The organism is Amycolatopsis sp. NPDC101161, from assembly GCF_044768185.1.
In the GTDB taxonomy this organism is placed as follows: domain Bacteria; phylum Actinomycetota; class Actinomycetes; order Mycobacteriales; family Pseudonocardiaceae; genus Amycolatopsis.
The window spans coordinates 75,693-100,336 of sequence record NZ_JBIWPI010000007.1; the positions used below are offsets into that span (position 1 = coordinate 75,693).

At 72.8% G+C, this 24,644-nt stretch carries 23 protein-coding genes; 11 read left to right on the plus strand and 12 right to left on the minus strand.

All coding sequences use genetic code 11. From position 1 onward, the window contains the following. Positions 1 to 101: 101 nt before the first annotated feature. A complete protein-coding gene (locus ACIRSS_RS43140; protein WP_400906116.1) occupies positions 102 to 632 on the minus strand; it encodes an ArsR/SmtB family transcription factor in 531 nt (176 codons plus the stop codon). A gap of 75 nt (positions 633 to 707) precedes the next feature. On the opposite strand from ACIRSS_RS43140, the gene ACIRSS_RS43145 reads away from it, so the two are divergent. After that, a complete protein-coding gene (locus ACIRSS_RS43145) occupies positions 708 to 1,916 on the plus strand; it encodes an MFS transporter (protein ID WP_400906119.1) in 1,209 nt (402 codons plus the stop codon). Here ACIRSS_RS43145 and ACIRSS_RS43150 read toward each other — a convergent pair. The 4 genes from ACIRSS_RS43150 to ACIRSS_RS43165 form a co-directional block, all read right to left on the minus strand. Beyond that, the gene (locus tag ACIRSS_RS43150) at positions 1,892 to 2,242 is read right to left on the minus strand and encodes an MmcQ/YjbR family DNA-binding protein (protein ID WP_400906122.1); all 351 of its coding nucleotides are present in this window, start codon (positions 2,240 to 2,242) and stop codon (positions 1,892 to 1,894) included. The two genes, ACIRSS_RS43145 and ACIRSS_RS43150, sit on opposite strands and share 25 nt — an antisense overlap. A gap of 58 nt (positions 2,243 to 2,300) precedes the next feature. Further along, positions 2,301 to 3,731 (minus strand): DUF1996 domain-containing protein, encoded by a 1,431-nt coding sequence (locus tag ACIRSS_RS43155; RefSeq protein WP_400906125.1) that lies wholly within the window; start codon positions 3,729 to 3,731, stop codon positions 2,301 to 2,303. A 606-nt stretch (positions 3,732 to 4,337) separates the two neighbouring features. Then, positions 4,338 to 5,237 (minus strand): hydroxymethylglutaryl-CoA lyase, encoded by a 900-nt coding sequence (locus ACIRSS_RS43160; protein WP_400906127.1) that lies wholly within the window; start codon positions 5,235 to 5,237, stop codon positions 4,338 to 4,340. After that, a complete protein-coding gene (locus tag ACIRSS_RS43165; protein WP_400906130.1) occupies positions 5,237 to 6,445 on the minus strand; it encodes a CaiB/BaiF CoA transferase family protein in 1,209 nt (402 codons plus the stop codon). The genes ACIRSS_RS43160 and ACIRSS_RS43165 overlap by 1 nt, the downstream gene beginning before the upstream one ends. Before the next feature lie 115 nt (positions 6,446 to 6,560). Between ACIRSS_RS43165 and ACIRSS_RS43170 the strand changes: the two genes are divergently transcribed. Together ACIRSS_RS43170 and ACIRSS_RS43175 are read left to right on the plus strand one after the other, a co-directional pair. Then, complete coding sequence (locus ACIRSS_RS43170) at positions 6,561 to 7,355, plus strand: IclR family transcriptional regulator (protein WP_400906133.1); 795 nt, start codon at positions 6,561 to 6,563, stop codon at positions 7,353 to 7,355. Between the two features lie 112 nt (positions 7,356 to 7,467). Beyond that, entirely contained in the window at positions 7,468 to 8,862 is a 1,395-nt protein-coding gene (locus ACIRSS_RS43175) for an MFS transporter (protein ID WP_400906136.1), read from the plus strand. Positions 8,863 to 8,954: 92 nt separating this feature from the next. Here ACIRSS_RS43175 and ACIRSS_RS43180 read toward each other — a convergent pair whose 3' ends face one another. Further along, complete coding sequence (locus ACIRSS_RS43180; RefSeq protein WP_400906139.1) at positions 8,955 to 9,572, minus strand: sigma-70 family RNA polymerase sigma factor; 618 nt, start codon at positions 9,570 to 9,572, stop codon at positions 8,955 to 8,957. A gap of 234 nt (positions 9,573 to 9,806) precedes the next feature. Here ACIRSS_RS43180 and ACIRSS_RS43185 point away from each other — a divergent pair, with 234 nt between their 5' ends. From ACIRSS_RS43185 to ACIRSS_RS43200, 4 genes are all read left to right on the plus strand, one after another. Next, positions 9,807 to 10,211, plus strand: coding sequence for a pyridoxamine 5'-phosphate oxidase family protein (locus ACIRSS_RS43185; RefSeq protein WP_400906141.1), 405 nt, complete (start codon positions 9,807 to 9,809; stop codon positions 10,209 to 10,211). 144 nt (positions 10,212 to 10,355) lie between these two features. Further along, positions 10,356 to 11,861 (plus strand): GAF domain-containing sensor histidine kinase, encoded by a 1,506-nt coding sequence (locus ACIRSS_RS43190; RefSeq protein WP_400907771.1) that lies wholly within the window; start codon positions 10,356 to 10,358, stop codon positions 11,859 to 11,861. Further along, positions 11,858 to 12,517 (plus strand): response regulator, encoded by a 660-nt coding sequence (locus tag ACIRSS_RS43195; RefSeq protein ID WP_400906144.1) that lies wholly within the window; start codon positions 11,858 to 11,860, stop codon positions 12,515 to 12,517. The genes ACIRSS_RS43190 and ACIRSS_RS43195 overlap by 4 nt, the downstream gene beginning before the upstream one ends. A 109-nt stretch (positions 12,518 to 12,626) precedes the next feature. Further along, entirely contained in the window at positions 12,627 to 13,061 is a 435-nt protein-coding gene (locus ACIRSS_RS43200; protein WP_400906146.1) for a hypothetical protein, read from the plus strand. A 63-nt stretch (positions 13,062 to 13,124) separates the two neighbouring features. Here the strand turns inward: ACIRSS_RS43200 and ACIRSS_RS43205 are convergent, their stop codons facing one another. Both ACIRSS_RS43205 and folE read right to left on the minus strand, forming a co-directional pair. After that, the gene (locus ACIRSS_RS43205; protein ID WP_400906149.1) at positions 13,125 to 14,330 is read right to left on the minus strand and encodes an NAD(P)/FAD-dependent oxidoreductase; all 1,206 of its coding nucleotides are present in this window, start codon (positions 14,328 to 14,330) and stop codon (positions 13,125 to 13,127) included. Next, on the minus strand, positions 14,330 to 14,881 hold the full coding sequence (folE, locus tag ACIRSS_RS43210) for a GTP cyclohydrolase I FolE (protein ID WP_400907774.1): 552 nt from the start codon (positions 14,879 to 14,881) through the stop codon (positions 14,330 to 14,332). Before folE ends, ACIRSS_RS43205 begins: the two co-directional genes overlap by 1 nt. Before the next feature lie 155 nt (positions 14,882 to 15,036). On the opposite strand from folE, the gene ACIRSS_RS43215 reads away from it, so the two are divergent. Next, positions 15,037 to 15,687: a helix-turn-helix transcriptional regulator gene (locus ACIRSS_RS43215; RefSeq protein ID WP_400906152.1), complete on the plus strand. Its 651-nt coding sequence runs from the start codon at positions 15,037 to 15,039 to the stop codon at positions 15,685 to 15,687. Between the two features lie 58 nt (positions 15,688 to 15,745). On the opposite strand, the gene ACIRSS_RS43220 is transcribed toward ACIRSS_RS43215, so the two are convergent. From ACIRSS_RS43220 to ACIRSS_RS43230, 3 genes are read right to left on the minus strand one after another with little or no spacing between them, the layout of a single operon-like run. Then, positions 15,746 to 16,474, minus strand: a complete 729-nt coding sequence (locus ACIRSS_RS43220; RefSeq protein WP_400906155.1) for a sulfite exporter TauE/SafE family protein — start codon at positions 16,472 to 16,474, stop codon at positions 15,746 to 15,748. Positions 16,475 to 16,498: 24 nt separating this feature from the next. Continuing rightward, positions 16,499 to 17,614: a CU044_5270 family protein gene (locus ACIRSS_RS43225; protein ID WP_400906157.1), complete on the minus strand. Its 1,116-nt coding sequence runs from the start codon at positions 17,612 to 17,614 to the stop codon at positions 16,499 to 16,501. Beyond that, on the minus strand, positions 17,607 to 18,179 hold the full coding sequence (locus tag ACIRSS_RS43230) for an RNA polymerase sigma factor (RefSeq protein WP_400906160.1): 573 nt from the start codon (positions 18,177 to 18,179) through the stop codon (positions 17,607 to 17,609). The genes ACIRSS_RS43225 and ACIRSS_RS43230 overlap by 8 nt, the downstream gene beginning before the upstream one ends. A gap of 115 nt (positions 18,180 to 18,294) precedes the next feature. Between ACIRSS_RS43230 and ACIRSS_RS43235 the strand changes: the two genes are divergently transcribed. The 3 genes from ACIRSS_RS43235 to ACIRSS_RS43245 all read left to right on the plus strand — a co-directional run bounded on the left by ACIRSS_RS43235 (position 18,295) and on the right by ACIRSS_RS43245 (position 23,884). Beyond that, entirely contained in the window at positions 18,295 to 18,522 is a 228-nt protein-coding gene (locus ACIRSS_RS43235) for a hypothetical protein (RefSeq protein WP_400906162.1), read from the plus strand. 83 nt (positions 18,523 to 18,605) lie between these two features. Continuing rightward, positions 18,606 to 19,649, plus strand: a complete 1,044-nt coding sequence (locus ACIRSS_RS43240) for a LacI family DNA-binding transcriptional regulator (RefSeq protein WP_400907776.1) — start codon at positions 18,606 to 18,608, stop codon at positions 19,647 to 19,649. Between the two features lie 152 nt (positions 19,650 to 19,801). Further along, positions 19,802 to 23,884, plus strand: coding sequence for a beta-galactosidase (locus ACIRSS_RS43245; RefSeq protein ID WP_400906165.1), 4,083 nt, complete (start codon positions 19,802 to 19,804; stop codon positions 23,882 to 23,884). Here the strand turns inward: ACIRSS_RS43245 and ACIRSS_RS43250 are convergent. After that, entirely contained in the window at positions 23,865 to 24,569 is a 705-nt protein-coding gene (locus tag ACIRSS_RS43250; protein WP_400906168.1) for a DUF6008 family protein, read from the minus strand. The two genes, ACIRSS_RS43245 and ACIRSS_RS43250, sit on opposite strands and share 20 nt — an antisense overlap. Positions 24,570 to 24,644: the final 75 nt, after the last annotated feature.

Below are 24,644 nucleotides of genomic sequence, written 5' to 3' on the forward strand. Positions count from 1 at the left end.
GCACTGCCCACCATCCCCGGACAGCGCCCGATTCGGCGCCAGCCACCGCCGGGAAAGCCGATCGGCCCCTGCCCACCTCCCCCGGGCAGGGGCCCTTCCGCTCACCCTCCCGGCTTCAGGTGGTGCAGCACGAAAATCCCGCCCACCGCCGGCCGGTCCGCTCGCTCGTGGTCCGTGGCCACGTACTCGTCCAGCACCGCCAGGATCCGGCGGTCCAGCTCCTCCACCTCGTCCGGCGACAGGTGCAGCAGGAACTTCTCGTGCACCGCCACCGACTCCGGCCCGGCCGCCCGGAGCTCCTCCTGGAAGATCTCGATCGGCGCGAACTTCGTCTCCGCGTCGGCTTCGGACAGCGGCCCGTCGAGCCACCACGTCTCGTTTTTGGACTTGTACGGCTTCTCGAGCGCCCCGCTGGCGCCCGTCCGGACCGGGGCCGGCTCCAGCAGGCCCGCCGCCACCAGCTGGCGGACGTGGTGCAGCACCGTGCCCGGGTCGCGGTCGAGGCGGTCGGCCAGCTGCTTGTTCGTCAGCTCCTCGACCAGGCACAACCGCATGATGCGCAGCCGCAGCGGGTGGCCGAGGGCCTTCGCCTCCTCCGGCGTCGCCGGGCGCCGGCGGCGGGGTTCCGTCATGAGCGGAGCGTAGTCCATCGATGGAATCGAGTCACATCGATGGAGAAAACCCCATCGATGTGCGATCCTCCATTAATGACCACCGCGTTCTGGCGGCTGTGGACTGCGGCCGGCCTGTCCAGCCTCGCCGACGGCGTCCTCAAGGTCGCGTTGCCGCTGGTCGCGGTCGGCTACACCCGCGAGCCGGCCCTCATCGCCGGGCTCGCCTTCGCCTTCAGCCTGCCGTGGCTGCTCCTCGCGCTGCCCGCCGGCGCGCTGGTCGACCGCCTCGACCGCCGCCGCGCGATGCTCGCCGCCAACCTCGTCCGCGGCGGGCTCCTCGGCGCCGTCACGCTGCTGACCGTCTTCGGCGCGGGCTCGATCTGGGCGCTCTACGTCGTCGCCGTCGGGGTCGGGTGCGCCGAGACGCTCTACGACACCGCGGCGCAGTCGATCGTCCCGCAGGTCGTCGGGCGCGAGCAGCTCGCCCGCGCCAACGGCCGCATGTTCGCCGCCGAGCAGACCGCCAACGAGTTCGCCGGGCCGCCGCTCGCCGGACTGCTCGCCGCGGCCGGGGTCGTCGCCGCGCTCGTGACGCCGGTGGCGCTGTGGGCCGTCGCGGTCGCGGCCCTGCTGCTCGTGCGCGGCGAGTACCGGATCCCGCGCGAGCGCCGCACGACCCTGCGCGCCGACATCGCCGAAGGATTGCGTTTCCTGCTGCGACACCGGGTGTTGCGGACGTTCTCGGTCATGGTCGGCACGTTCAACTTCGCCACCGGCGCGACCTTCGCCGTTCTCGTCCTCTACGCGGTCGGGCCGGGCTCGGCGATGGGCTTGTCCGCACCGGCGTTCGGTCTGCTGATGGCCACGAGCGCGGCGGGCGGGCTGACCGGGTCGCTGGTCGCCGAAGCCGTCGAACGCCGTCTGGGCCGGGTCCGCGCGCTGTGGATCTCCTGGCTCACCGGCGGGCTCACGGTCGGCACGCTCGCGGTGACCGCGAACCCGTACGCCGTCGGTGCCGGCTTCTTCCTCGGCGGCACGGGCGTCCTGGTGTCGAACGTCGTGATGGTGTCGCTGCGCCAGCGGCTCACCCCGGACCGGCTGCTCGGCCGGCTCAACAGCAGCTACCGCCTGGTCGCGTGGGGCACGAAGTCCCTCGGAGCGCTCGCGGGCGGCGCGATCGCGCAAGTGGCCGGGCTGCGCACGGTCTTCGTGGTGATGGCTGTGCTGGCCTTCGCCGTCGTGGCCGGGTTGCGCGTGGTGACCGAGGAGGCGCTCGATCAGAGCGGATGGGTTTCCACGTAAGCGTTCCAGACCTTCTTCGGCACGCACATCCGCCACGCGTCGAGGACGAGTTCGCGCATCTCCTCGACGTCGATCGCCGCGAGCCGGCACCGCACCCACTGGTAGCGCAGGTCCGACGGCTCGGGCATGAGGAACTTCTCCGGTTCGCCGGCCACCAGCGCGTCCCGCTGGTCGCGGGGATAGCCGAAGCCCAGCACGGTCTCGTCCCGCGACAGCGCCGCGAACACGATCTGCCCGACCCGGAACTTGGGCCGGTCTCGCACCACGGCTTCGTAGGCGCGGGGGAGCGTCAAGGCGAACGCGCGGACTTCGTCACCGGTGACCACGCCGGTCAGTAAACCGCACGAGCCGGCGGCACCGGAGTGCCACCGGCTCATGGGGGCGTCACGCCCGGCAGGTCTTGCCGCGGTTCACGCAGTTGACCAGCCCGTTCATGATCCGCTGCGACATCACGTTGGCGAAGTCGTCGTGGTCGGAAACCGGGTTGTGCTTCTCCTGCGGGAAAGCGTCCACTTTGTACTGCTTCTTGACCTGGACGTCGTGCGGGATGTCGTAGGTCAGCGTGATCTGCAGCTGCGGAACGGCCTTGAACCCGTTGGCGCACCGGCCGAACTGGTCCGGGAACACGATGTGCGTGCGGTGGTTGGCGCTGTCGGTGTTCTTCCCGTCCCAGCAGCTCGGGAACGTGTGGATCCGCTTGACCTTGCTGCCCTGCGGGCAGATCGGGTACTTGTCCGTGACGCGGTTCTCGAACCCGCTGCACGTCCAGCTCGCGCGGGCGTTGGCCGGCCCGTTGGTCGAGACCTTCGCGTCGCCGTAGAGCACGCGCAGGAACTTCGGCATCGCCACGACCTTGCCGACCGGGCTGCCGCGGAAGGTGATCTGGACCTTCTGCGGGCGCAGGATCTTGCCGTCGTTGCCCGGCAGCTCGTTGTTCTCGTCCTGCCCGGGCAGCGCGCCGCCCGCCGTCGTGCTCGGCGGCGGGGTGGGCGTGCCGGTGTCCTTGCCCGGCTTGGGCGCGCACTGCGCGAGGCCGCCCAGGTCCTGCGGCTTCGGCGCGAACCGGCCGATCGCGATGGCGATGCGGTCGATGATCGCGGCGCGGCGGTCCTTGAGCGGGTTCAGGATCGCGTTCTGCACGAAGTTCGCGCCGCCCTGGCCCTGCGTCGCCGCGATGCGCTGGTTGGCTTCGTCGGTCTGCGTGTCGAGCTGGTCGAGGTTGCCGTCGACCTCGGCCATCGCCTGGTCGGGCACGTCGGCGAGCTTGCTGGCGACGTCCGGGCAGGCGACCTGGACGGTCTTGGCCTCCTGGTCGGCCTGCGCTCGGTCGCCGTCGGGCTTCTTGGCGGGCTCGTTCTTCTCCTTCTCGCCGGTGTCGATGCGCACGACCGGCCAGAAGTAGGCGGACTTGTCGCCGTTGCGGCAGGTGGTGCCGGCCTTGACGAGGCTCTTGTTGTTGGAGTCGGCGTTCGTCGAGAGGTTGCCGACGTAGTCGTGCAGGTGCTGGGCGCCGTTGCGGACGCCGGGCTGGGCGATGAAGTTGTCGGGGTTGAAGTGGCCGTTCTCGTTGCGGCCGCAGTCGACGGTGAAGGTGCCGGTCGACGCGCCGTAGACCGGGCGCGGGTCGAACTGGTTCGGCTGGACCTTGAGGATGTCGACGAAGAACGCGGGGTTCGCCTCGTCGGCGCTCGCTTCACCGGTGTTGCCGGTGGTCGTCGCGACGACGATGCCGCCGACCGCGATCGCGAGCGCGAAGCCGCCGGTCGCGATCTTGGTTCTGCGGGAAATGCGATGGCGCCCTTGGGTGCGGGACATGGATCCTCCGGGTGTCGGGCTGGCGGGAACGCGCGACAACTGGCGGTGCGAGCCCAGGCTCGTACCCACCAGGTACTGCGTCGGCGGGACGGAACGACGGCCGCGCCGGCCACCGACCCGACATCGGTGGGTGCGCGGCCACCTGCCCGTGGCCACGCCGACAACCGGCTGGTTATCGTTCCGTGATGGAAGCTACACCGGGGTTTGACACCGGGCAAGAAGGTATTTTCGGCAATCACGAACCGTCATTCCGGGTTCTCGTCTGCGTAGCCGGGCGCGGGCGCGAAAAGGCGCGGGAAATCGACGAAGAATGGTGTACGCGAAAAACGCGGGCGCGTCGGCCCGCAACTGGATCACGCTGGATCGCCGCGCGTGTCCCTCTCCGGCGTACTCGGGTGTGCGGTCATCCTGGGGCGCTGACCGGGGCGTTGTCCAGCTTCGGGGGATGTGGCGAAAAACTTTGAACCGATCCGAACCCGCATCCGTATCCCTGGGTGAGACCCGCCGAATGCCCACCCGCCGAATGCCGCCCGCGGCGGCGGCGGAACCGTGGCGCGGGTGAATGCCCCATTCCGGTCCGCCGCCGATCCGAATGCGCGGTGCACGTCAATGCAGGGCCGCCGGAACCGCCGGGATCGCGGAAAGGGCCGAGTCCAGGCGGTGGCCGACCGCGAGGCCCACCTGGTCGCGCAGCGCCGCCAGCTTGTCCACGTCGATGCCCGTCGCGATGCCTTCGCGGTGGAAGAAGTCGACCAGGTCGTCCGTCGCGACGTTGCCCGACGCCCCCGGCGCGAACGGGCAGCCTCCGAGTCCGCCCAGTGCCGAGTCGAAGCGGCGGATGCCGAGCGACAGTCCTTCCCAGGCGTTGGCCGCCGCGCGGCCGTAGGTGTTGTGCAGGTGCAGCCCGAGTGGGACGTCCGGCAGCTCGTCGCGCACCGCGGCGACGGTCGCGCGCAGCTGCCCCGGCCGCGCCGCGCCGATCGTGTCGGCGAGGTGGACGACCCGCGCGCCGAGCCGGCCCAGCCGCGCGGCCACATCGGCCGTGCGGTCGGGATCGGTGTCGCCGTCGAACGGGCAGACGAACGCCGTCGCCACCGAAGCCTCGATGGCGACGCCCGCCTCCGTGAGCAGTGCGGCGCACGCGGCCAGCCGGTCGAGCGCCGCGTCCGTCGGGACGCCCGCGTTGGCGGCGCTGTGGCCGTCGCTGGCCGAGACGACCAGCCGCACCGAGCGAGCGCCGGCTTCGATCGCCTGCCGGGCGCCGCGTTCGGTGAAGACGAGCGTGTGCAGGACCGCCGGGGCGTCCAGCAGCGTCCGCAGCACCTCGCCGGTGTCGGCCATCTGCGGCACCCGCCGCGCGGAGACGAACGAGCCGACCTCGAGCGACCGCACGCCCGCGTCGACGAGGCCGCGCGCGAGCCGCACCTTTTCGTGCGAGGGCACGGTGATCGGCTCGTCCTGGAAGCCGTCGCGCAGGACGACCTCGGTGAGCAGGACTTCGGTCATCAGATCACTCCAGTCTCGCGGAGGCGGGTGACCGCCTCGCCGGTGACGCCGAGCTCGGCGAGCACGGCCTCGGTGTGTTCGCCCAGCTCCGGCCCGAGGGTGCGGGTCCGGCCGGGCCGCTCGGTCAGCGCCGGCACGATGCCGGGGAAGGTGACTTCGGCGTCGTGCCCGGGCACTCGGTGCCGCTCGTGCATGCCGCGCGCGGTGAAGTGCGAGTCCTTCGCGATGTCGGCGGCGGTCAGGATCGGACCACAGGGGACGGACGCCGCGCGCAGCACGGCTTCGGCGGCTTCCTGGGTGAGCGTCGCCGTCCACGCGCCGATCGCGTCGTCGAGCAGCCCGGCGTGGGCGACCCGGCCGGCGTTGTCCGCGAACCGCGGGTCGTCGGCCAGGTCGGCGCGGCCGACGGCGTGCATCAGGCGGCGGAAGATCGCGTCGCCGTTGCCGCTGACCACGATGTACTTGCCGTCGGCGCAGGCGTAGGTGTTGGACGGCGCCACCCCCGGCAGCGCCGAACCGGCCGGGCCGCGCGTGACGCCGAACGCGTCGTAGTCCGGGATCAGCGACTCCATCAGGGAGTAGACGGCCTCGTACAGCGCGACGTCGACGACTTCACCGGGGGTGCTGCCGGGCTCGCGCTCGCGTCGGAGCAGGCCCATCAAGGCGCCGATCACCGCGTAGAGTCCGGCGACCGAGTCGGCGAGGCTGACCCCGACGCGCGTCGGCGGCCGGTCGGGGTAGCCGGTGAGCGCGCGCAGGCCGCCGATCGCCTCGGCGACGCCGCCGAAACCGGGCCGGTCTCGGTAGGGCCCGGTCTGGCCGTACCCGGAGACGCGGACGACGACCAGCCGCGGGTTGAGCGCGCGGAGCTCGTCCGGGCCGAGGCCCCAGCGTTCGAGGGTGCCGGGGCGGAAGTTCTCCAGCAGGACGTCGCTGCGGGCGGCGAGCGCGCGGACGAGCTCCTGGCCTTCGGGACGGCGCAGGTCGACGGTCACCGAGCGCTTGTTGCGGCCGAGCGCGCGGAACAGCAGGGACGTGTCGCCGTCGTGCAGCCGCCAGCGCCGCAGCTCGTCGCCGGTGCCCGGGCGCTCGACCTTGACGACGTCGGCGCCGAAGTCGGCGAGGAGCCGTCCGGCGGTCGGTGCGGCGATGAAGTTGCCCAGCTCGACCACGCGGATGCCGGATAGGGGTCCGGTTTGCTGACTCATGACCGACTCCAAACCACTATGTGAGTTGCAAACCCAGAATACGGGCGAGTGTCGGGGAGTCAACAGCGCGGAGCGTGGATAGACTGTGCGGCACACCACGGCACGGGGCGGGGCGATGGCAGAGGAAGAACGCAGCGGCACGACACCGGTCCTGGTGCTGCGCAAGTTCAAGCAGATCCTCGAGTCGTTCACGATCGACGACCCCGAGCTGACGCTGCAGCAGATCACCCGGTCGACCGGGCTGCCGGCGAGCACGTGCCAGCGGCTGGTGCACAACCTGGTGCGCGAGGGCTTCCTCGACCGCTACGACGACACCTACCGCGTCGGGCTCGGCCTGGTCCGCTGGGCGGCGCCCGGGACGTTCGGCCTCGACCTGGTCCGGCTGACCCGGCCGGTGCTGCAGCAGCTGCGCGACGAAACGGGCGAGACGGCCTGCCTGTACGTCCGCGACGGCGCGTACCGCACGGTGATCTCGCTGGCCGAGTCGCGGCACCCGGTGGTCCGGCTCTTCGTGGTCGGCATGGTGATGCCGCTGCACGCCGGTTCGGCCGGGAAGGTGTTCCTGGCCTGGGACAAGCTGGCGATCAAGGACGCGATCGGTCACGGCCTGGCCCGCTTCACCCCGCGCACGGTCGTCGACATCGACCTGCTCACCGAGCAGCTGGGCCAGATCCGCGAGGCCGGCTACGCGGTGAGCTTCGAGGAACGCGACCTGGGCGCGGCGTCGTTGAGCGCCCCGGTGTTCGGCCTGAACGGCGAGGTCAGCGCGGCGATCGGGATCGGCGCGCCGACCCAGCGGTTCACCGCGGCCGACGTGCCGCGGCTGGCCCCGATCGTGACCGAGGCCGGGCGCCGCGCTTCGGAGCGGCTGGGGTACCGGCCGGGTGTCGAGCGGGTCGCCGCTCTCTGATCCATCCTGTCTTCGCGACGTGCCGGGCGCGGTCGCGCCCTTGACTCTGCCGCGGGCCCGTCACATTATGGGTTGGCCAACCACATAGTGGAGAAGTCAAAGGAGACGACGGATGGCGAACATCCCCGACGCCGCCGTGCCGGACACCGGCACGATCGCGGGCCGGCTCGACCGGCTGCCCATCACCCGCACGCACCGCCGGGCCACCGTCGCCGTCGGGCTCGGGCTCTTCTTCGACTTCTACGAGGTCTTCCTGACCGGCGTGCTGAGCTCGGTGCTCGTCGAGGAGTTCTCGCTCACGAAGGCGGAGCTGCCGCCGCTGCTGGCGTCGACGTTCGTCGGCATGTTCTTCGGTGCCCTGCTGCTCGGCCGGCTCGCCGACCGGTTCGGCCGCCGCGGCGCCTTCCTGCTCAACCTCGGGCTCTACTCGCTGTTCTCGCTGCTCGGCGCGTTCAGCGGCAGCGCGCTGATGCTGCTCGTGACGCGGTTCTTCGCAGGCATCGGCTTGGGCGCGGAACCGCCGCTGGCCGACACCTACCTCACCGACCTGCTCCCGGCCCGCAAGCGCGGCCGGTTCATCGCGTGGGCGTACACGCTCGCCTTCTGCGGCTTCCCGGTCGTCGGCTTCCTCGCCCGCGGCCTGACCGGGCACGAGATCCTGGGCATCGCCGGCTGGCGCTGGCTGTTCGTGCTCGGCGCCTTGGGTGCGGGCGCGGTGTTCCTGCTGCGGCGCGGCCTGCCCGAGTCGCCGCGGTGGCTGGAATCGGTCGGCCGCAACGAGGAAGCCGAGCATCTGGTGGCGGGCATGGAAGCCGAAGCCCGCGGCACCGCGACCGCGACGCCGACCCCGCCGCGCGGCACCACCCGCAAGCGCGCGGCCGCGCCGGTGCGCGAGCTGTTCGGCCCCGCGCTGCGCCGCCGCACCGGGATGATGGTCGTCTTCCACGTCCTGCAGACGCTCGGCTACTACGGCTTCGGCACGCTCGTGCCGCTGGTGCTGGCCGCCAAGGGGTACGCGGTCTCGCAGTCGCTGCTGTTCGCCGCGCTGACCTACCTCGGCTACCCGGTCGGGTCCGCGCTGTCGCTGCCGATCGTGGAACGCGTCGAGCGCAAGTACCTCGTCGTCGGCTCGGTGCTGGCGATGGCGGCGTTCGGCGTCGCCTTCGGCTACGCGGGGTCGATGGCGCTGATCCTCGTGTTCGGCTTCCTCTACACCGCGACCAGCAACCTGTTCTCGAACGCCTTCCACATCTACCAGGCCGAAATCTTCCCGACGGCGCTGCGCTCGACGGCGTCCAGCGGCACCTATTCGCTTTCCCGCCTGGCCAGCGGCGCGATGCCGTTCGTGCTGGTGCCGCTGCTGAGCTCGCACGGCCCGACGACGCTGTTCCTGGTCGTGGCGGGCGCGCTGGTGGTGGTCGCGCTGGACGTCGCGGTGCTCGGCCCGCGCACGACCGGCCGGCGGCTGGAGAACGTCAACGACGAGACCGCGCCGTCCCTTCGCTGACGGTCGCGACCCGGCGACCCGGTCCGGGAGCGCCGGATCGGAGGAGGCCAAGTCCCTCGATCCGCCGCTCCCGGACCTTCGCGCCCGCTCGTTCAGGACACCTCGCGCTTCCGGTCGAGGAGTCCGCGCCGCAACGTCGTCAGGGCGCGGTGCTGGGCCACCCGGACCGCGCCCGCGCTGCTCAACCCCACCGCCGTCGCCGTCTCCTCGGCCGACAGGCCCAGGATGATGCGCAGCACCAGGATTTCCCGCTGGCGAGGCGGGAGCGTGTCGAGCAGCCCCTCCGACCAGTCCAGCCCCGCGGCGCGCTCGACCTCCTCGCCCGTCGGGTCCGGGCCGGTCCACCGGTCGACCGGCAGCTCGGCCACCGGGCTCGTCCGGTCGCGCGCGCGACGGCGGTGGAAGTCGGACACCTTGTGCGCCGCGATGCCGAACACGAACGCCAGGAAGCCGTCGGGCGCGTAGCGGTACCCGGGCAGCGCGCCGACCACCGCCAGGAGCACCTCCTGCGCGCAGTCCTCGGCGTCCGACGACCCGTCCTGCCACGTGCCGAGCCGGCCGAGGCAGTAGCGGAACACCATCGGCCGCAGTGCGCGCAGCACCCCCGCGACCGCGGCGCGGTTGCCGGACATCGCGGACCGGACCAGCGCGGGGTCGAGGCTGAACGTCGCCGTCGGTGCGGGTTCGCCCGCGGCGGACTGCGGCGGCATCGGACTTCACCTCTCCTCGGCGACGGACTGTCACGACGCTAGGTCACCCGGAGTGGCCGCCACACCGGCCGGGCGGCCGCCACGGCCCGGGTCTTCCGGCCCTGGTGCCCACACCCCCGGTGTGCGTGCCGGGGTGCGTGGCGGCGCCCGGGCCGAACGGCCCTACCGGCTGCCCCGGCCCACCGATCACGCTGGTGGCCGGGGATTTTTCACAGGAGAAACACAGGGAACGCGATGGTGGACGACGTGGGCTTCGGGCTGCTGCTGGACCGGCAGCAGTGCCTGGCCTTGCTCCGGACGGCGAGCCTCGGGCGGGTGATCTTCACCCACCGGGCCATGCCGGCGGTCCGCCCCGTGCGGTTCGCCGTCGTCGACGAGGCCGTCGTGTTCGCCGTCCCGGCCGGGAGCCCCCTCTACGCGGGCGCCCGCGACGCCGTGGTGGCCTTCGAAGCCGACGACTTCGCCGACGACTTCGGCGCCGGGTGGTACGTCAGCCTGCTGGGGCGGGCCACCGAGTCGCCGGTCGACGACGCCGGCGTCGCCTGCCTGTGCCCGTGCCCGGCCCTGAACGGCCGCCGGTTCCTGCGGATCCCGGTCGAGACCATCACCGGTCACCGCATCAGCTGCCACTCCGCGTAACAAAGCGATTCCGCCGATCGACCCACCGGATGGACGAACCGGATTGGGCCGACACGGGCAGTCGCCTGTGGGACCCTTGACGGCCCGAGGGCACTCTCGGGATCGGACAGACGGGGTCGGCGGGAAGTGGCGGACGAAATCGGCATGCCGGCGATCCTGGCCGCGGTGGCCGGGATCGCGCGGGAGCTGGAAGTTCCGGCGGTGCTGGAGACCGCGGTCGCGGCGGTGTGCGACCTGGTCGGCGCCCGGCACGGTCGCGTCGAGCTGACCGGCCCCGAAGGCGGCGTCGCCGAGTACGGCCGGGCCGGCGGCAACGGCGTGGTCGAGCTGCCCGTGCGGGCCGGGGCGAAGGTGTTCGGCACCTTCCGGGTGGAACCGCCCGCCGGCCGCGAGTTCGGCCCCCGCGAGCGGCAGGTCCTGGGCGCGGTCGCCGGGGCGACGGCGATGGCCGTCGACAAGGCCGTTCTGGTCGGCCAGATGCGCCGCCGCGAGCGATGGCTCGAAGCCTCCTACGACGTCACGCGCGCCCTGCTCGCCACGAAGGACTTCCACGCGACCCTCCGGCTGATCGCCGAACGCGCGCGCGTCGTGGCCGGCGGCACGGCCGGCGCGATCGCGCTGCCGGACGGGCCGGGGCAGCTCGTCTTCGACATCGTCGAGCCGCCGGGCGAGGACGCCGACCGGCTCACCGGCGTGACCGTGCCGACCGAAGGCACCGCGACCGGCGTCGCGTACACCACCCGCAAGCCGGTCGTCGTGCGCGACTACGGGGAGCGCGTGCAGGAACAGCAGCGCGACCGCGCCGGGTCGATGCCGGCGATGATCAAGGACCTGGACTCGGCGATCTCGGTGCCGCTGATCGTCGGCGAGGAGACGCTGGGCGTGCTCGTCGTCGCGAAGTTCCGGGACAAGACACCGTTCACCGACGCCGAAGTGCAGCTGGCCGAGACGTTCGCCGGCCACGCCGCGCTCGCGGTCGAGTTCTCCCGGGCCCAGGACGCGCGCCAGCAGCTGGCGGTGTTCGAGGACCGCGACCGGATCGCCCGCGACCTGCACGACCTGGTCATCCAGCGGCTGTTCGCGACCGGGCTCGGGCTGGAGGGCGTCAGCAGGCTGATCGCCGACCAGGTGGTCGCCGGGCGCGTCGCCGGGTTCGCCCAGGACCTCGACGGCACCATCCGCGAGATCCGCAACAGCATCTTCTCGCTGCAGGCGCCCGCGCAGGCGCAGGGCAGCCTGCGCGCGGAACTGCTGCGGGTGGCCGTCGACGCGCGGGACACGCTGGGCTTCGAGCCGCGCGTGGGGTTCGACGGGCCGCTCGACGCGGCGGTGCCGGACGCCGTCCGGTCCGACCTGATCGCGTCGCTGCGCGAGGCGCTGACGAACGTGGCGCGCCACGCCGGGGCGACGGCGTGCTCGGTCGAGGTCACCGTGGACACCGCCGGCCGGCGGCTGACCCTGGCGGTGCGCGACGACGGAACGGGTCCCCCGTCCGGGCCGGGCCGGGTCAGCGGGCTGGGCAACCTGGCCGCGCGTGCGGCACGGTGGGGCGGGACCTGCGGGCTGGCGGCCGCCGAGGCCGGCGGCTCGCGTCTGGAATGGACCGCGGAGCTGCCGGCGCGGACCGGCGAGCAGGGGAGTGGACGATGACGATCTCGGTGTTCCTCCTGGACGACCACGAGCTGGTCCGCACCGGGCTGAAGACCGTCTTCGAGTCCGAATCGGACATCGAAGTGGTCGGCGAGGCGGCGACCGCGGCCGAGGCCCTGGTCCGGATCCCGCAGTCCCGCCCGGACGTGGCGATCCTCGACGTCCGGCTGCCCGACGGCCAGGGCGTCGAGGTCTGCCGCGAGATCCGCTCGACGGTCGCGCCGCCGCCCGCGTGCCTGATGCTGACGTCCTATTCGGACGACGACGCGCTGTTCGGCGCGATCATGGCGGGCGCGGCCGGGTACATGCTGAAGCAGGTGTCGGGCCGGTCCCTCGTGGACGCCGTCCGCACGGTCGCCGTCGGCGGCTCGCTGCTGGACGCCACGCTGACCGCGTCGGTGATGAACAAGCTGCGCGGCGCGGACGTGGCGGCCCCGGACCCGCGGTACGAGCAGCTCAGCCCGCAGGAGCGGCGGGTGCTGGACCTGGTCGCCGAAGGCCTGACCAACCGGCAGATCGCCGAGCGGCTGTTCCTGGCCGAGAAGACCGTGAAGAACTACGTCTCGTCGGTGCTGCACAAGCTCGGGGTCGAGCGGCGCACCTCGGCGGCGGTGTACCTGTCGCAGCGACACGCCGACGGCGGCCGTTCGGGCTGATCCCACGCCCACTCGGCGCAAAGCCGTGGGGCATCCGACGTATCTGGCCGCCGATGCGATACACCTGACGGGTGACGCACGAATTGTCGTGCGCGGCAGAGGGGACAGCATGTCGGGGTTGTCGAGCGGGGACTATGTCACGCAGCAGATCCGGGCACTGGCGAGAGCCGTGCGCAGCGAAGGGGCCGGCGGGGTCGGCACGCGCAGCTTCCAGCTGGCGGAGCACCTGGCGGCGGAGGGAGGCGTCCACCGCGGCGACATCCTGACGGCGACGGCGACGCTCCTGGCGATGACGGCGTGGTGCGACGGCGAAGCCGAAGCGGCCCGCCGGTTCGCCGAGCTGGCGGGCGAAAACGACGTCGAGTCGCGCGAGCTGGTGGGGCACCTGCTGTGCCTCGAAGTCGGGGCCGAGGAGGGCTGGCTGCCGGAGGAGCAGGCGGAGGCGTTGCTGGAGTACGCCCGCCGGGCGCGCCGCGGCGACCTCGCCTTGCGGGTCCGGGCGATCGCCGGTTCGCGCGGCGGACGGCACCGGCGGGACAACTGACGGTCGTGAGTGAGAAACAGTGTTCCAACACTGTTTCTCACTCACGAGCCGTAGCCGGCGCGGCTAGCTCGGGAGGGGACGGGCGGGATCGGCCAGCAGGTCCGGGTCGACCGTCCGTCCACCGCGGATCAGCTCGCGGACCGCGTCGAGGCCTTCGTCCCACTGGTTGACGTGCAGGCCGGCGACCACCCGGCCGCCCGCGAGCCAGAACGCGTGGAACGCCTCGTCCGTGCCGCGGGTCACGACGCGGTCGTACCCGCCGGGCGGGAACCAGCCGGTGAACTCCATGCCGACGTCGTACTGGTCGGAGAAGAAGTACGGCAGGTCGTCGTAGACCACTTCGCGGCCGAGCATCGACAGCGCCGCCGCCGGGCCGCCGTTCGTGGCCGCCGCCCAGTGCTCCACGCGGATGTGGCGGTCGTAAGCGGGGTGCCACGCGCTCGCGACGTCGCCGACGGCGAACACGTCCGGGTCCTCGGTGCGCAGCGACGCGTCCACGCGGACGCCGTCGTCGACCGCCAGCCCGGCTTCCTCGGCCAGCTGCGTCTCGGGGCGCGCGCCGATCCCGACGATCACCACGTCGGCCGGGATCTCGCCCGCGTCGGTCCGCACGGCCGTGACCGACGTGTCGCCCGCGAAGCCCGTCACCCCGGTGCCGAGCCGCAGGTCGACGCCGTGGCGGCGGTGCAGCTCGGCGAAGAACGCGCCCAGCTCCGGCCCGAGCGTCGCGTGCAGCGGGGACGGGCTCGGCTCGACGATCGTCACCTCGCAGCCGTAGGTCCGGGCCGCGGCCGCCGTTTCCAGGCCGATCCAGCCCGCGCCCGCGACGACGACGCGGCCGCCCGCGGCCAGCGCGTCGCGCAGCCGGTCGGCCTGGACGAGCCGGCGCAGGTAGTGGACGCCCTCGAGGTCGTTGCCCGGCACGCGCAGCCGCCGCGGCGACGCCCCGGTCGCCAGCAGCAGCTTCGTGTAGCCGAGGCGTTCGCCGCCCGCCAGCTCGATTTCGTGGGCGGCGCGGTCGAGTGCCGTGACGCGGCGGCCGGTCAGCACTTCGATGCTCTGGTCGGCGTACCACTTCTCGTCGTGGACGAAGACCGACGCGCGGTCGTCCTGGCCGAGCAGGTAGCCCTTCGACAGCGGCGGCCGCTCGTAGGGCAGGTCCGGCTCCGCGCCGACGAGCACGACGCGCCCGGCGAACCCTTCCGCCCGCAGCGTTTCCGCGGCCTTCGCGCCGGCCAGCCCCGCGCCGGCGATGACGAACGCGTCCATCAGGCACTCACCCCGGTCAGCGCGAAGAACTCCTGCCGCGTCTTGGGTTCCTCGCGCAGCAGGCCGTGCAGCGCCGACGTCACGGTGAGCGCGCCGGTGGCCCGCACGCCGCGCAGCGACATGCACAGGTGCTCGGCTTCGATCACGACCCCGACGCCCTTGGGTGCCAGGTGCTCCTGCAGCCAGTCGGCGACCTGCTTGGTCAGCCGCTCCTGCACCTGCAGGTCGCGCGCGAACATCTCGACGACGCGGGCGAGCTTCGACAGCCCGAGGATCCGCTCGCCGGGGAGGTACCCGACATGCGCGACGCCGCGGAAGGGCAGCAGGTGGTGCTCGCACAGCGACTGCACCGGGATGCTCTTCGCCAGCACGAGCTCGTCGTAGCCCTCGTCGTTCGGGAATGTCGTCAGCCGGAAGTCGCGCGGCTTCAGCATTTCCGCGAAGGCGCCGGCCACCCGCCGCGGCGTGTCGCCCAGGTGCTCGGACGACGGGTCCTTCCCCAGGGCGCGCAGCAGGTCGGCGACCGCGCGTTCCGCCACGGGCAGGTCCATCGCGTCGCGCTCGTGGACGACGCCCAGGTGCCGCAGCGGCACCGGTTCGCTGACGGGTTCGACGGTCACGGAGGCCTCCTTCTAAAACCAAGACGTGCCGACGTTAGAAGCCCGCCGGGGTTTTCGTCAACGGTTGTGTGTTTTAGAGTGCTCGGATGCACAAGTCCCAGGCCGGCGCGCTGGCCGCGGTCGCGGCGCTCGACGAGCCGACGCGCCGCCGGCTGTACGAGTACGTCGTCCGGCGCCCGCAGCCGGTCAGCCGCGACGACGTCGCTGCGGCCCTCGCGGTGCCCCGCGCGACCGTCGCCTTCCACCTGGACCGCCTGGTCGAGGAGCAGTTGCTGGCCGTCGAGTACGAGCGCCGCAGCGGCCGCACCGGACCGGGTGCGGGCCGCCCGGCCAAGCTCTACCGCCGGTCGGACCGGCAGGTGAGCGTCTCGGTGCCGGAGCGGCACTACGAGCTGGCCGGCGAGCTCCTCGCGTCGGCGATCGAGGAAGCCGACGAGACCGGTGGGTCGGCGCGGGAGATCCTGGGCCGCCGCGCCCGCGAGCACGGCGCGGGACTGGCGGCATCGGACGTCGTCGCCGCGCTGGAGGAGCACGGGTTCGAGCCGCGCGTGGAAGGAGACGGCGTGCTGTTGGGCAACTGCCCGTTCCAGCGGCTGGCCCGGACGCACACGCGGCTGGTCTGCGAGATGAACCTGGGCCTGGTCGAGGGCCTGCTCGACGGTGCTGGGGACCGCCGGCTGCGGGCTCGGCTCGATCCGCAGCCCGGGTTCTGCTGCGTGCGCCTCGCGCCGGCGTGAGGCCGGCCGCGAGCAGGTGCGGTCCACGCCGAACCGGCGTGGGCCGCGGCTTTCCCTTCTAGCGAGGGAGAAACGCCAGCACGCCGAGGAACGCGCCGAAGCCGACGAGGGCCGCCGAGGCGATGCGGTGGAGGCTTCGGCCGCGCAGCCTCCTCGCGAGCCGCGTGCCCAGCAGTGTTCCCGCGCCCGCCACGACCCCCAGCACGCTGCCGAGTCCGAAGTGGACGGATCCGTGCGCCGCGTAGCCGAGCGTCGCGAACCCGACCAGTGGCAGCTGGATCAGCTGGCCGGCGGCGATCGTCGTCAACGCGGGCACGCCCAGGGCCAGCAGCACCGGGACGAGCAGCACGGGGCCGCCGGTGCCGGTCAGCGCCGAGCCGAACCCGACGGCCGCGCCGACCGCGACGGCGGCCGGCGCGGGCAGGTCGCGGGATTCGCGCGGGCGTGCCCAGAGGTTGAAGGCGCCGGAACCGGCCGTCACGACGGCGAGGAACAGCCAGAGCGCCGTCGCCGGGACGACGCCGTTGACCAGGGCGCCGGCCGCCGCGGCCGGGGCCGCGCCGAGCGTGAGCCACCCGCCGAAGCGCCACGGCATGGCCTGGTGGCGGGCGTAGGCCGTGGTGCCGACGATTCCCGTGAACAGGAAGGCCCAGCTGCTGGTGCCCGCCGCCGCGTGGACGTCGAGGCCGGCGAGCCACGTCAGCGCGGGCGGCAGCAGGACACCGCCGATGCCGATCGCTCCGATGAAGACGCCGACCGGCACCGCCAGCAGCAGAACCGCCACCACGGCGCCGACGCTAACACGCCGTTCCTACTTGGCCGGCACCTCGCCGAGCCGGGTGGCGACGCCCGTCGTGAGCGCGCTCGCGCCGATCTCCGTGCCAGGCTTGATCCACGGCTCGTCCGGCTCCGCGCCCGCGACCTGGCGCTCGCCGATGAACTGCCCGGTCACCGGGTCGATGATCAGCTGGCGGATCTCGTGGCGGTCGTCGAGACCGAGGGCGACGCCGGTGCGGCCGTCGAGGTTGGTCTCCGCCGCCAGCACCGTCATGCCCGGGATCTTCGCCAGCGCCCGGTACCACTGCGCGCGCAGCCCGGCCGGCATCACCCCGGCCCGGAGGATCTCGATGCCGTAGTGGAACATCGCCCGGGGCGTCGAGCCGCGGCCCGCCGTCAGCGCCCGCAGCTTCGCGTACAGCGCCGCCGGGTCGTGCGGCAGCGTCGCGTAGAACGCCGGGCTGTCCCAGTCGGTGGGGTCGGCGCACTTCTTGGGCGGCTTGGCGTTCGGGAAGAAGTCGCCGCAGCGGCCCTGCCACTGGCCCTGGTCGGTGTCCGTGACCTCCGGTACGGGCGCCTGGGACTGCGGCACCGAGCCGCCCAGGAACTTCCCGGTGTTCAGGATCCGGCGGTTCTCCTGCCAGACGTCGTGCTCGTCGGGCGGGATCCAGCGGTCGACCTGCTGCTCCCACAGGTACGTGTACCCGGTGGTGGCGCCGGTGTGGACGCCGCGTTGCACCCACGTGTGCTCCGCGACGAAGCGGAACTGCCCCGGGCCGACGGGCTGGTCGGCCGCGCCGACGCTGAGGTCGGCCGCCCGGTTCAGCACCTGCGGGGCCGACATCAGCTTGATGTCGGGCCAGTTCGCGGTCGGGTTCGCGCTCGGGTGCGCGCTCGGCGGGGGACCCGCGACCGCCGGGGCGTCCGGGGCCGGGCCGGTCTGGACGACGACGGCCACCGTGACCGCGCCGGCCACGGCGGCGGCGACCGGCACGGCGATCCACCGGCGGGTCCGCTTCGGCCGCGGCGGGACGACGGCGGGCGCGACTGCCAGCTCGGCCATCAGCCGCGCCCGGGCGGCGGACAGGTCGGCCGGCGCCGTGCGGGCGTCGCGGTGGAGCAGCTCGAGGGTTTCGTCGAGCTCAGGCATGGGGGTTCTCCTCGGTGGGGACGAGCAGGGCCTGCAGGCGGTGGCGGACGCGGTGCAGGCGCGAGCGGACCGTGCTGGCGGGCACGCCGAGCGCTTCGGCGACTTCCGCCGGTTCGAGCCCGGCCCAGGACGTGAGCAGCAGGACGTCGCGGTCCTGTTCGGACAGCGCGGCCAGCTCGCCGGCGAGCACGCGCAGGCGCGCGGCCGCGTCGACCCGGCCGGCCACCGCGGTGTCGTGGTTGTCCTCCGGACGCTCCTCGACGCCGGCCTTCGCCGTCAGCTGGAAACCGCGCACCTCCTGGCGCACGTGGTTGCGCAGCAGGTTGGTGGCGATCCCGTAGAGCCAGCCGCGGATGGGCGCCGTCTCGGGGTCGTAGCTGGCGCGTCTTCGCAACGCGACGACGAACGTCTCGGCCACGAGGTCGTCGGCGGCGTGCACGCCCACCCGCCCCGCGAGGTACCCGCGCAGCGGACGGGCGTACTCGTCGAAGAGCCGCGAGAAGACCTCTTTCGGATCCTTCGCGGCGAGGTCGGGCCGGTCGAGCCGTTCCACGATTCTGGTCACGCTACTGGTTGTCGCGACCCGCCGCCCGCGTCCCCGGCCGCCCGCCCCGATGAGACGCGGGCCACATCCGGGCTCCGGGCCCGAACAGCGCCGGGGCCTGCGGACAACAACCGGTATGCCCAGGGGAAGCGCGATGCTGCTGGCCGCGACGTGCGGCGGGGTGGTGGTGGCGATGCTGGCCGCGGCCGCGGCGGTGCGGCCACCGGTGCCCACCGCGCCACCGCCCGCGCCGCCGCTCACGACGAGCGTGGCCACGACGGCGACTCCCGCGCCGCCGGAGACCACGTCGAAGCGCCGGACGGGCACCGCGCCGACGACCCCGGCGCGGTTCGCCCGGTCCTGACGCGCCCGGCGTCCGCCGGTGACGGCCCGTTCGGCGGTACGGTTTCCCCGGTGGTGACGCGGAGCGAGGCGAAGGGGGCCAGGGTGGTGGACCGGGCGAAGCCGGGGGAGCAGGCCAGGACGTCGGCTCCGGGGCCGCGGCAGCCCAGCCTGGCCGACGTCGCCGGCATGGCCGGGGTCTCGCACATGACCGTCTCGCGCGTGGTGAACGAGAGCGGGCCGGTGCGCCCGGAAACCCGCGAGCGGGTCCTCGCCGCGGTGCAGAAGCTCGGGTACCGGCCCAACACCGCCGCGCGGACGCTGGTCACCGGCCGGTCGGGCACCCTCGGCGTGGTCGCGCTGGAGTCGAACCTCTACGGGCCGGCGAGCACCCTCTACGGCATCGAGAACGCCGCGCGCGAGGCCGGGTACGGCGTCGCGATCTGCAGCGTCACCCGGCCGGGCCGGACGTCGATCGGCGACGCCGTGGAAAGCCTGCGGCGCCAGGCGGTCGAGGGGATCGTCGTGATCGCCCCGCACGTGACGGCCGGCCGGGCGCTCGCGGCGGTCCCGGGCGACATCGCGGTGGTCGCGGTCGGCGGCGGCGAGTCGGCGCCGGTACCGGTGATCTCGGTCGACCAGTACGACGGCGCCCGCCGCGCCACTGAGCACCTCCTCGCCCTGGGGCACAAGACGGTCTGGCACCTGGCGGGCCCGGAGGACTGGCTGGAGGCCCGCGACCGCGAACGCGGCTGGCGCGAGACCCTGGAGCGGCGTGGCCTGCGGGTCCCCGCGGTCGTGCGCGGCGACTGGAGCCCGCGGTCGGGCTACGAGGCCGGCCGGGCGCTCGTCGGCAAGCGCGGGCTCAAGGCGGTGTTCTCGGCCAACGACCAGATGGCGCTGGGCCTGCTGCGCGCGTTCACCGAAGCCGGGATCCGGGTGCCGGAGGACGTCCAGGTGGCGGGCTTCGACGACGTCCCCGAGGCGGCGTACTTCACCCCGCCCCTGACGACGGTCCGGCAGGACTTCATCGAGGTCGGCCGGAAGACGTTCGGGCTGCTGGAGGACCGCATGGCGGGCGGCGACACCCGCGCGCGGCACCTGGTCCCGGCCGAGCTGATCGTCCGGGAGAGCACCGGCCCCCGCTGAACCGTCCCGAACGACTCGGTCAAGACAGCGACCAGGTCTGTTAGCGCTAACACGACGTCGGCACTGATCCATCCCGGTGTTGTATCTTGACCGCTTCTGTGTGATCGGCAAAGGATCGTGTTCGGTTCAGTGCCGTTCCTGGAGGTCCCCGCATGCGTGCCGCCGTCCGCACCCTGCTCGTCGCCGTGCTCGCCTTGGTCGGGGTGACCGTCCCGCAAGCCTCCGCCGCGCCGCCGCCGAAAGCGGCCCACACCGTCACCTACGACGGCTACTCCTTCCTGGTCGACGGCAACCGCACCTACCTGTGGTCCGGCGAGTTCCACTCCTACCGGCTCCCGAGCCCCGACCTCTGGCTGGACATCTTCCAGAAGATGAAGGCCGCCGGCTTCAACGCGACCTCCCTCTACTTCGACTGGGGCTACCACTCGCCGCGCCAGGGCGTCTACGACTTCACCGGCGTCCGCGACCTCGACAAGCTCCTCGACATGGCCCAGCAGGCCGGGCTCTACGTCATCGCGCGGCCCGGGCCGTACATCAACGCCGAGGTCGACGGCGGCGGCTTCCCGACCTGGCTGTCCACCACCCCCGGTCACACCCGCAGTGCCGATCCGGTCTACCTGAAGTACTCCGACGAGTGGCAGACGCAGATCGACCGGATCCTGCAGCGCCACCAGCTCACCAACGGCACCGGCAGCGTGCTGGCCTACCAGGTCGAGAACGAGTACTACAACGGCAACGCCGACGGCCGCGCGTACATGAAGCACCTCGAGGACAAAGCCCGCGCCGACGGCATCACCGTTCCCTTGGTGGGCAACAACAACGGCACCTTCAACGCCGGCGAGGCCGCGCTCGACGTCGACGCCGCCGACTCCTACCCGCAGGGTTTCGACTGCTCCAACCCCACGCGCTGGAACGGCGTCCCCGACATCAGCTACGACCACGTCCCGGGCAAGCCGCTGATCACCGCCGAGTTCCAGGGCGGCGCCTTCGACCCGTGGGGCGGCCCCGGCTACGAAAAGTGCGCCCAGCTGATCAACGACCAGTTCGCGAACGTGTTCTACAAGCAGAACATCGCGGTCGGCGCCACCGGCCAGAGCTTCTACATGCTGCACGGCGGCACCTCGTGGGGCTGGAGCGCGATCCCGCAGAACTACACGTCCTACGACTACGGCGCCGCCATCACCGAAGGCCGCCAGTTCGACCCGAAGTACAACGAAGACAAGCTGATCGGGTACTTCACCCAGTCCGTCACGCCGCTGACCAAGACCGACGGGCTCGCCTCGGCGCCGCTGACCGATCCGGCGCTCACCGACACCGCGCGGATCAACCCCGACACCCGCACGCAGTTCCACACCCTGCGCCACACCGACTCGACGTCCACCGCCACGAACACCACCACGATGGCACTCGACCTCGCCGCGCACGCCGGTTACACCTACGACGACCGCGCCGCCGAGGTCGGCTACGCCGGCACGTGGAGCCACGTCGGGCCGGAGGTGAACTACACCGGCGGCGACTACCAGCACACCGAGTCGTTCTCGCAAGCGACCGGCGACAGCGTGAGCATTCCCTTCACCGGCACCGGGATCCGCTGGGTGACGTCGAAGGACCCGAGCCACGGCATCGCCGACGTCTACCTCGACGACGCGAAGGTCAGCACCGTCGACCTCTACGCGGGCAGCAAGCAGAACCAGGTCACCGGTTACGAGGTGCGCGGCCTGCCCGCCGGCGCGCACACGCTGAAGATCGTCGTCACCGGGCAGAAGAACGCGAGCGCGACCGGGCCGTTCGTCGTCGTGGACGCCGTCGACCTGCTCTCGGGCAGCGGCGACTACTACCCGGTCGTCCCGCAGCAGCCCGGCACCGGGCTCACGCTGAACGGCCGCCAGTCGAAGATCGTCGTCGCCGGGTACGACCTGGGGCAGACCCGGATGCAGTACTCGACGTCGGAGATCATGACCGACGCGGCCATCGGCGGCCGGGACGTCGCGGTCCTGTACGGCGACAAGGGCGGCCCGGGCGAGACCGTCCTGCGGTTCGCGCAGCAGCCGTCCGTGCAGGTGCTCGGCGGCGCCGCGACGTCCACTTGGGACGCGACTCGCGGTGACCTGCGGCTGGACTACACCCACGACGGCCTGACCCGCGTGCTCGTCACCGCACCCGGGCAGCGGCCGCTGCTCCTGCTGCTCGCGGACAAGGCGATGGCGGCGACGTTCTGGCGCCAGGACACCGCGGCCGGCCCGGTGCTGGTGCGCGGCACGCACCTGGTGCGGACCGCGGCCGACGACCACGGCACGCTGAACCTGACCGGCGACACCGGCACCGACGGCGCGTTCGAGGTCTTCGCGGCCGAGAAGTCGCTGTCGTGGAACGGTTCCCGCGTCGTGACGCAGCCGACGCCGAGCGGCAGCTTGACCGCCGCCGCGCCGACCGCGAAACCGGTGACCCTGCCCGCGCTGAGCGGGTGGAAGCACCAGCAGGAGTCGCCGGAGAGCCAGCCGGGCTTCGACGACTCGGCGTGGCCGGTGGCCGACAAGCAGACCACCAACAGCTCGACCGCGCTCGGCACGAAGCCGGTGCTCTTCGCCGACGACTACGGCTTCCACACCGGCAACACGTGGTACCGGGGCCGGTTCGCGAGCGACGGCAAGCAGACCGGGATCACGCTGTCGAGCCAGAGCGGCGGCCCGGCCGGCGCGTTCTCGGCGTGGCTCAACGGCGTCTTCCTCGGCAGCTCGACCGATCCGCAGCACACGTTCGCCTTCCCGGCTGGTTCGGTGCGTCCGGGCGACAACGAGATTTCCGTGCTGACCGTGAACATGGGGCACGAGGAGGACTACGGCGCGAACAACGGCAACAAGGCCGCGCGCGGGCTCACCTCCGCGAGGCTCACCGGGTCGCCGCTGACGTCGGTGACCTGGCGGCTGCAGGGCGTCCGCGGCGGCGAGACCGGCCTCGACCCGGTTCGCGGCCCGCTCAACACCGGTGGCCTCTACGGCGAGCGCGCGGGCTGGTCGCTGCCCGGCTTCCCCGACGGGCGCTGGACGTCGACGTCGTTGCCGGCGAAGGACACGACCCCGGGCGTGTCCTGGTACCGCACCACCGCGGATCTCGACCTGCCCCGCGGGCAGGACACCTCGCTCGGCCTGACGATCACCGACGACCCCGCGCGGCAGTACCGGGCGCTGCTGTTCGTCAACGGCTGGCAGCTCGGCCAGTACGTCAACCACCTCGGGCCGCAGCACAGCTTCCCGATCCCGAACGGGGTTCTGAACCCGAACGGGCACAACACGATCGCGGTCGCGGTGTGGAACCTCGACGGCAGCACCGGCGGCCTCGGCAAGATCGCGTGGACGAACTACGGCAGCTACTCCTCGCCGCTGACCGTGCGGCAGAACGCCTCGCCGGGTTTCGACCCCGCGCGGTACGCGATGCCGGCCGCGCCCACCACGACCGTGTCGCTGACCGCGCCGGACACCGCGTCGGGCGGGCAGCGGTTCACCGCCTCGGCGACGGTCCGGGTGGCCGCGGACGCGCCCCCGGCGTTCGACGTCAAGCCGGCGCTCACCGCGCCGGCCGGGTGGACCGTCGGGCCGGCGTCCCCGCCTTCGGTGGCGAAGGTCGACGGCGGCCGGGCGGCGACCTTCACCTGGCCGGTCACCGCTCCCTCCACAGTGGACACATCCGCGCTGAAGGTGGCGGTGGCGTACCGGCAGGCCGGACGGCCGGGGTCGGCTTCGGACGAGCGGATCGTCGGCGCGGTGCCGCCCGCGCCGCCGGCCGGGCAGGTGGCCGTCAGCTCGCTGCCGTTCCTCACCGCCACGAACGGCTGGGGCCCGGTCGAGCGCGACACGAGCAACGGTGAAGCGAACGCCGGCGACGGCAAGCCGATGACCATCGGCGGGGTGGCGTACGCGAAGGGCCTGGGCGCCCACGCGGCGAGCGACGTCCAGCTCTACCTGGCGGGCGCCTGCACCCGCTTGACGGCTTCGGTGGGCGTGGACGGTGAGACGGGCACCGGCGGCAGCGTCAGCTTCAGCGTCTCGGCGGACGGGACGACGAAGGTGACGACGCCGGTGGTGCGCGGTGGCCAGGCGGCCGTGCCGATCGACGTCGACGTCACCGGCGCCCAGGTCCTGGACCTGCTGGTCGGCGACGGCGGGGACGGCAACGGCAACGACCACGCGGACTGGGCGCTGCCGACGCTGACGTGCACTACGCCGCCCGCTCGGTGACCGCGGGGAGTCCCCGGAGGAAGAAGGTGGCGCGGACCTCGCGGCGTTCGCGCCACAGGTGGTGCAGCGCGAGCCCGAAGATGATCGAGCCGACGACGTTCGCGACGAAGTGCCACCAGACGCGGTAGGTGGTCAGGCCTGGGCCCGGGTCCACCAGGCCGAAGAACGTCGAGAGGCCGATGGCGCGCGACCCGAACGCCACGGACAGCGTCAGGACCAGGTGCTCGAGCCCGTGCAGGCCCTGCATCCAGACGCCCATCTTGGCCCAGCGGCGGGCGCGGGTGCCCCGCGCCCGCCGCGTGATCACCATGACCCCGGCCAGCCCGGCCAGGAAGATGAAGTTGCCCGTGAGGTGCAGCAGCTCCATGCCGAACGTCTTGCGGTCCGGCAGCAGCATCTGCAGGCCGTTCGCGAGCCCGGTGCCCCACGGCGTCATCCACGCCGGCGCGTTCGGGTGCCCGAGCCAGTAGCCGACCTGCGCGATGTGCTCCTGGACGTGGCCGAGCTGGCCGAGCACGCCGATGCCGATCACCGCGACCGAGCCGCGGTACACCCACGGCCGCACCGGCGTGCGGTTCGCGTACGCCAGCACCGCGACCGCGGCCCACATGGCCAGCGCCCAGAGCACGAGCAGCGCCGCGCCCGCGACGTCCCAGCCGGACATCGCCCCCATCGGCATCGTCATGGCCGCCTCCCGTCCGCGTCCCGCCCAGGCTAGCCGCGGAACCGGCCGCGGAACGTCTTCGTCCGTGCGGCCGGG

What these genes read in the sequence shown, in the direction of transcription:
- ACIRSS_RS43140 (WP_400906116.1), bottom strand. Translation starts at nt 632, where the DNA reads ATGACGGAACCCCGCCGCCGGCGCCCGGCGACGCCGGAGGAGGCGAAG.
- ACIRSS_RS43145 (WP_400906119.1), top strand. Translation starts at nt 708, where the DNA reads ATGACCACCGCGTTCTGGCGGCTGTGGACTGCGGCCGGCCTGTCCAGC.
- ACIRSS_RS43155 (WP_400906125.1), bottom strand. Translation starts at nt 3,731, where the DNA reads ATGTCCCGCACCCAAGGGCGCCATCGCATTTCCCGCAGAACCAAGATC.
- ACIRSS_RS43160 (WP_400906127.1), bottom strand. Translation starts at nt 5,237, where the DNA reads ATGACCGAAGTCCTGCTCACCGAGGTCGTCCTGCGCGACGGCTTCCAG.
- ACIRSS_RS43165 (WP_400906130.1), bottom strand. Translation starts at nt 6,445, where the DNA reads ATGAGTCAGCAAACCGGACCCCTATCCGGCATCCGCGTGGTCGAGCTG.
- ACIRSS_RS43170 (WP_400906133.1), top strand. Translation starts at nt 6,561, where the DNA reads ATGGCAGAGGAAGAACGCAGCGGCACGACACCGGTCCTGGTGCTGCGC.
- ACIRSS_RS43175 (WP_400906136.1), top strand. Translation starts at nt 7,468, where the DNA reads ATGGCGAACATCCCCGACGCCGCCGTGCCGGACACCGGCACGATCGCG.
- ACIRSS_RS43180 (WP_400906139.1), bottom strand. Translation starts at nt 9,572, where the DNA reads ATGCCGCCGCAGTCCGCCGCGGGCGAACCCGCACCGACGGCGACGTTC.
- ACIRSS_RS43185 (WP_400906141.1), top strand. Translation starts at nt 9,807, where the DNA reads ATGGTGGACGACGTGGGCTTCGGGCTGCTGCTGGACCGGCAGCAGTGC.
- ACIRSS_RS43190 (WP_400907771.1), top strand. Translation starts at nt 10,356, where the DNA reads ATGCCGGCGATCCTGGCCGCGGTGGCCGGGATCGCGCGGGAGCTGGAA.
- ACIRSS_RS43195 (WP_400906144.1), top strand. Translation starts at nt 11,858, where the DNA reads ATGACGATCTCGGTGTTCCTCCTGGACGACCACGAGCTGGTCCGCACC.
- ACIRSS_RS43200 (WP_400906146.1), top strand. Translation starts at nt 12,627, where the DNA reads ATGTCGGGGTTGTCGAGCGGGGACTATGTCACGCAGCAGATCCGGGCA.
- ACIRSS_RS43205 (WP_400906149.1), bottom strand. Translation starts at nt 14,330, where the DNA reads ATGGACGCGTTCGTCATCGCCGGCGCGGGGCTGGCCGGCGCGAAGGCC.
- folE (WP_400907774.1), bottom strand. Translation starts at nt 14,881, where the DNA reads ATGGACCTGCCCGTGGCGGAACGCGCGGTCGCCGACCTGCTGCGCGCC.
- ACIRSS_RS43215 (WP_400906152.1), top strand. Translation starts at nt 15,037, where the DNA reads ATGCACAAGTCCCAGGCCGGCGCGCTGGCCGCGGTCGCGGCGCTCGAC.
- ACIRSS_RS43225 (WP_400906157.1), bottom strand. Translation starts at nt 17,614, where the DNA reads ATGCCTGAGCTCGACGAAACCCTCGAGCTGCTCCACCGCGACGCCCGC.
- ACIRSS_RS43235 (WP_400906162.1), top strand. Translation starts at nt 18,295, where the DNA reads ATGCCCAGGGGAAGCGCGATGCTGCTGGCCGCGACGTGCGGCGGGGTG.
- ACIRSS_RS43245 (WP_400906165.1), top strand. Translation starts at nt 19,802, where the DNA reads ATGCGTGCCGCCGTCCGCACCCTGCTCGTCGCCGTGCTCGCCTTGGTC.
- ACIRSS_RS43250 (WP_400906168.1), bottom strand. Translation starts at nt 24,569, where the DNA reads ATGACGATGCCGATGGGGGCGATGTCCGGCTGGGACGTCGCGGGCGCG.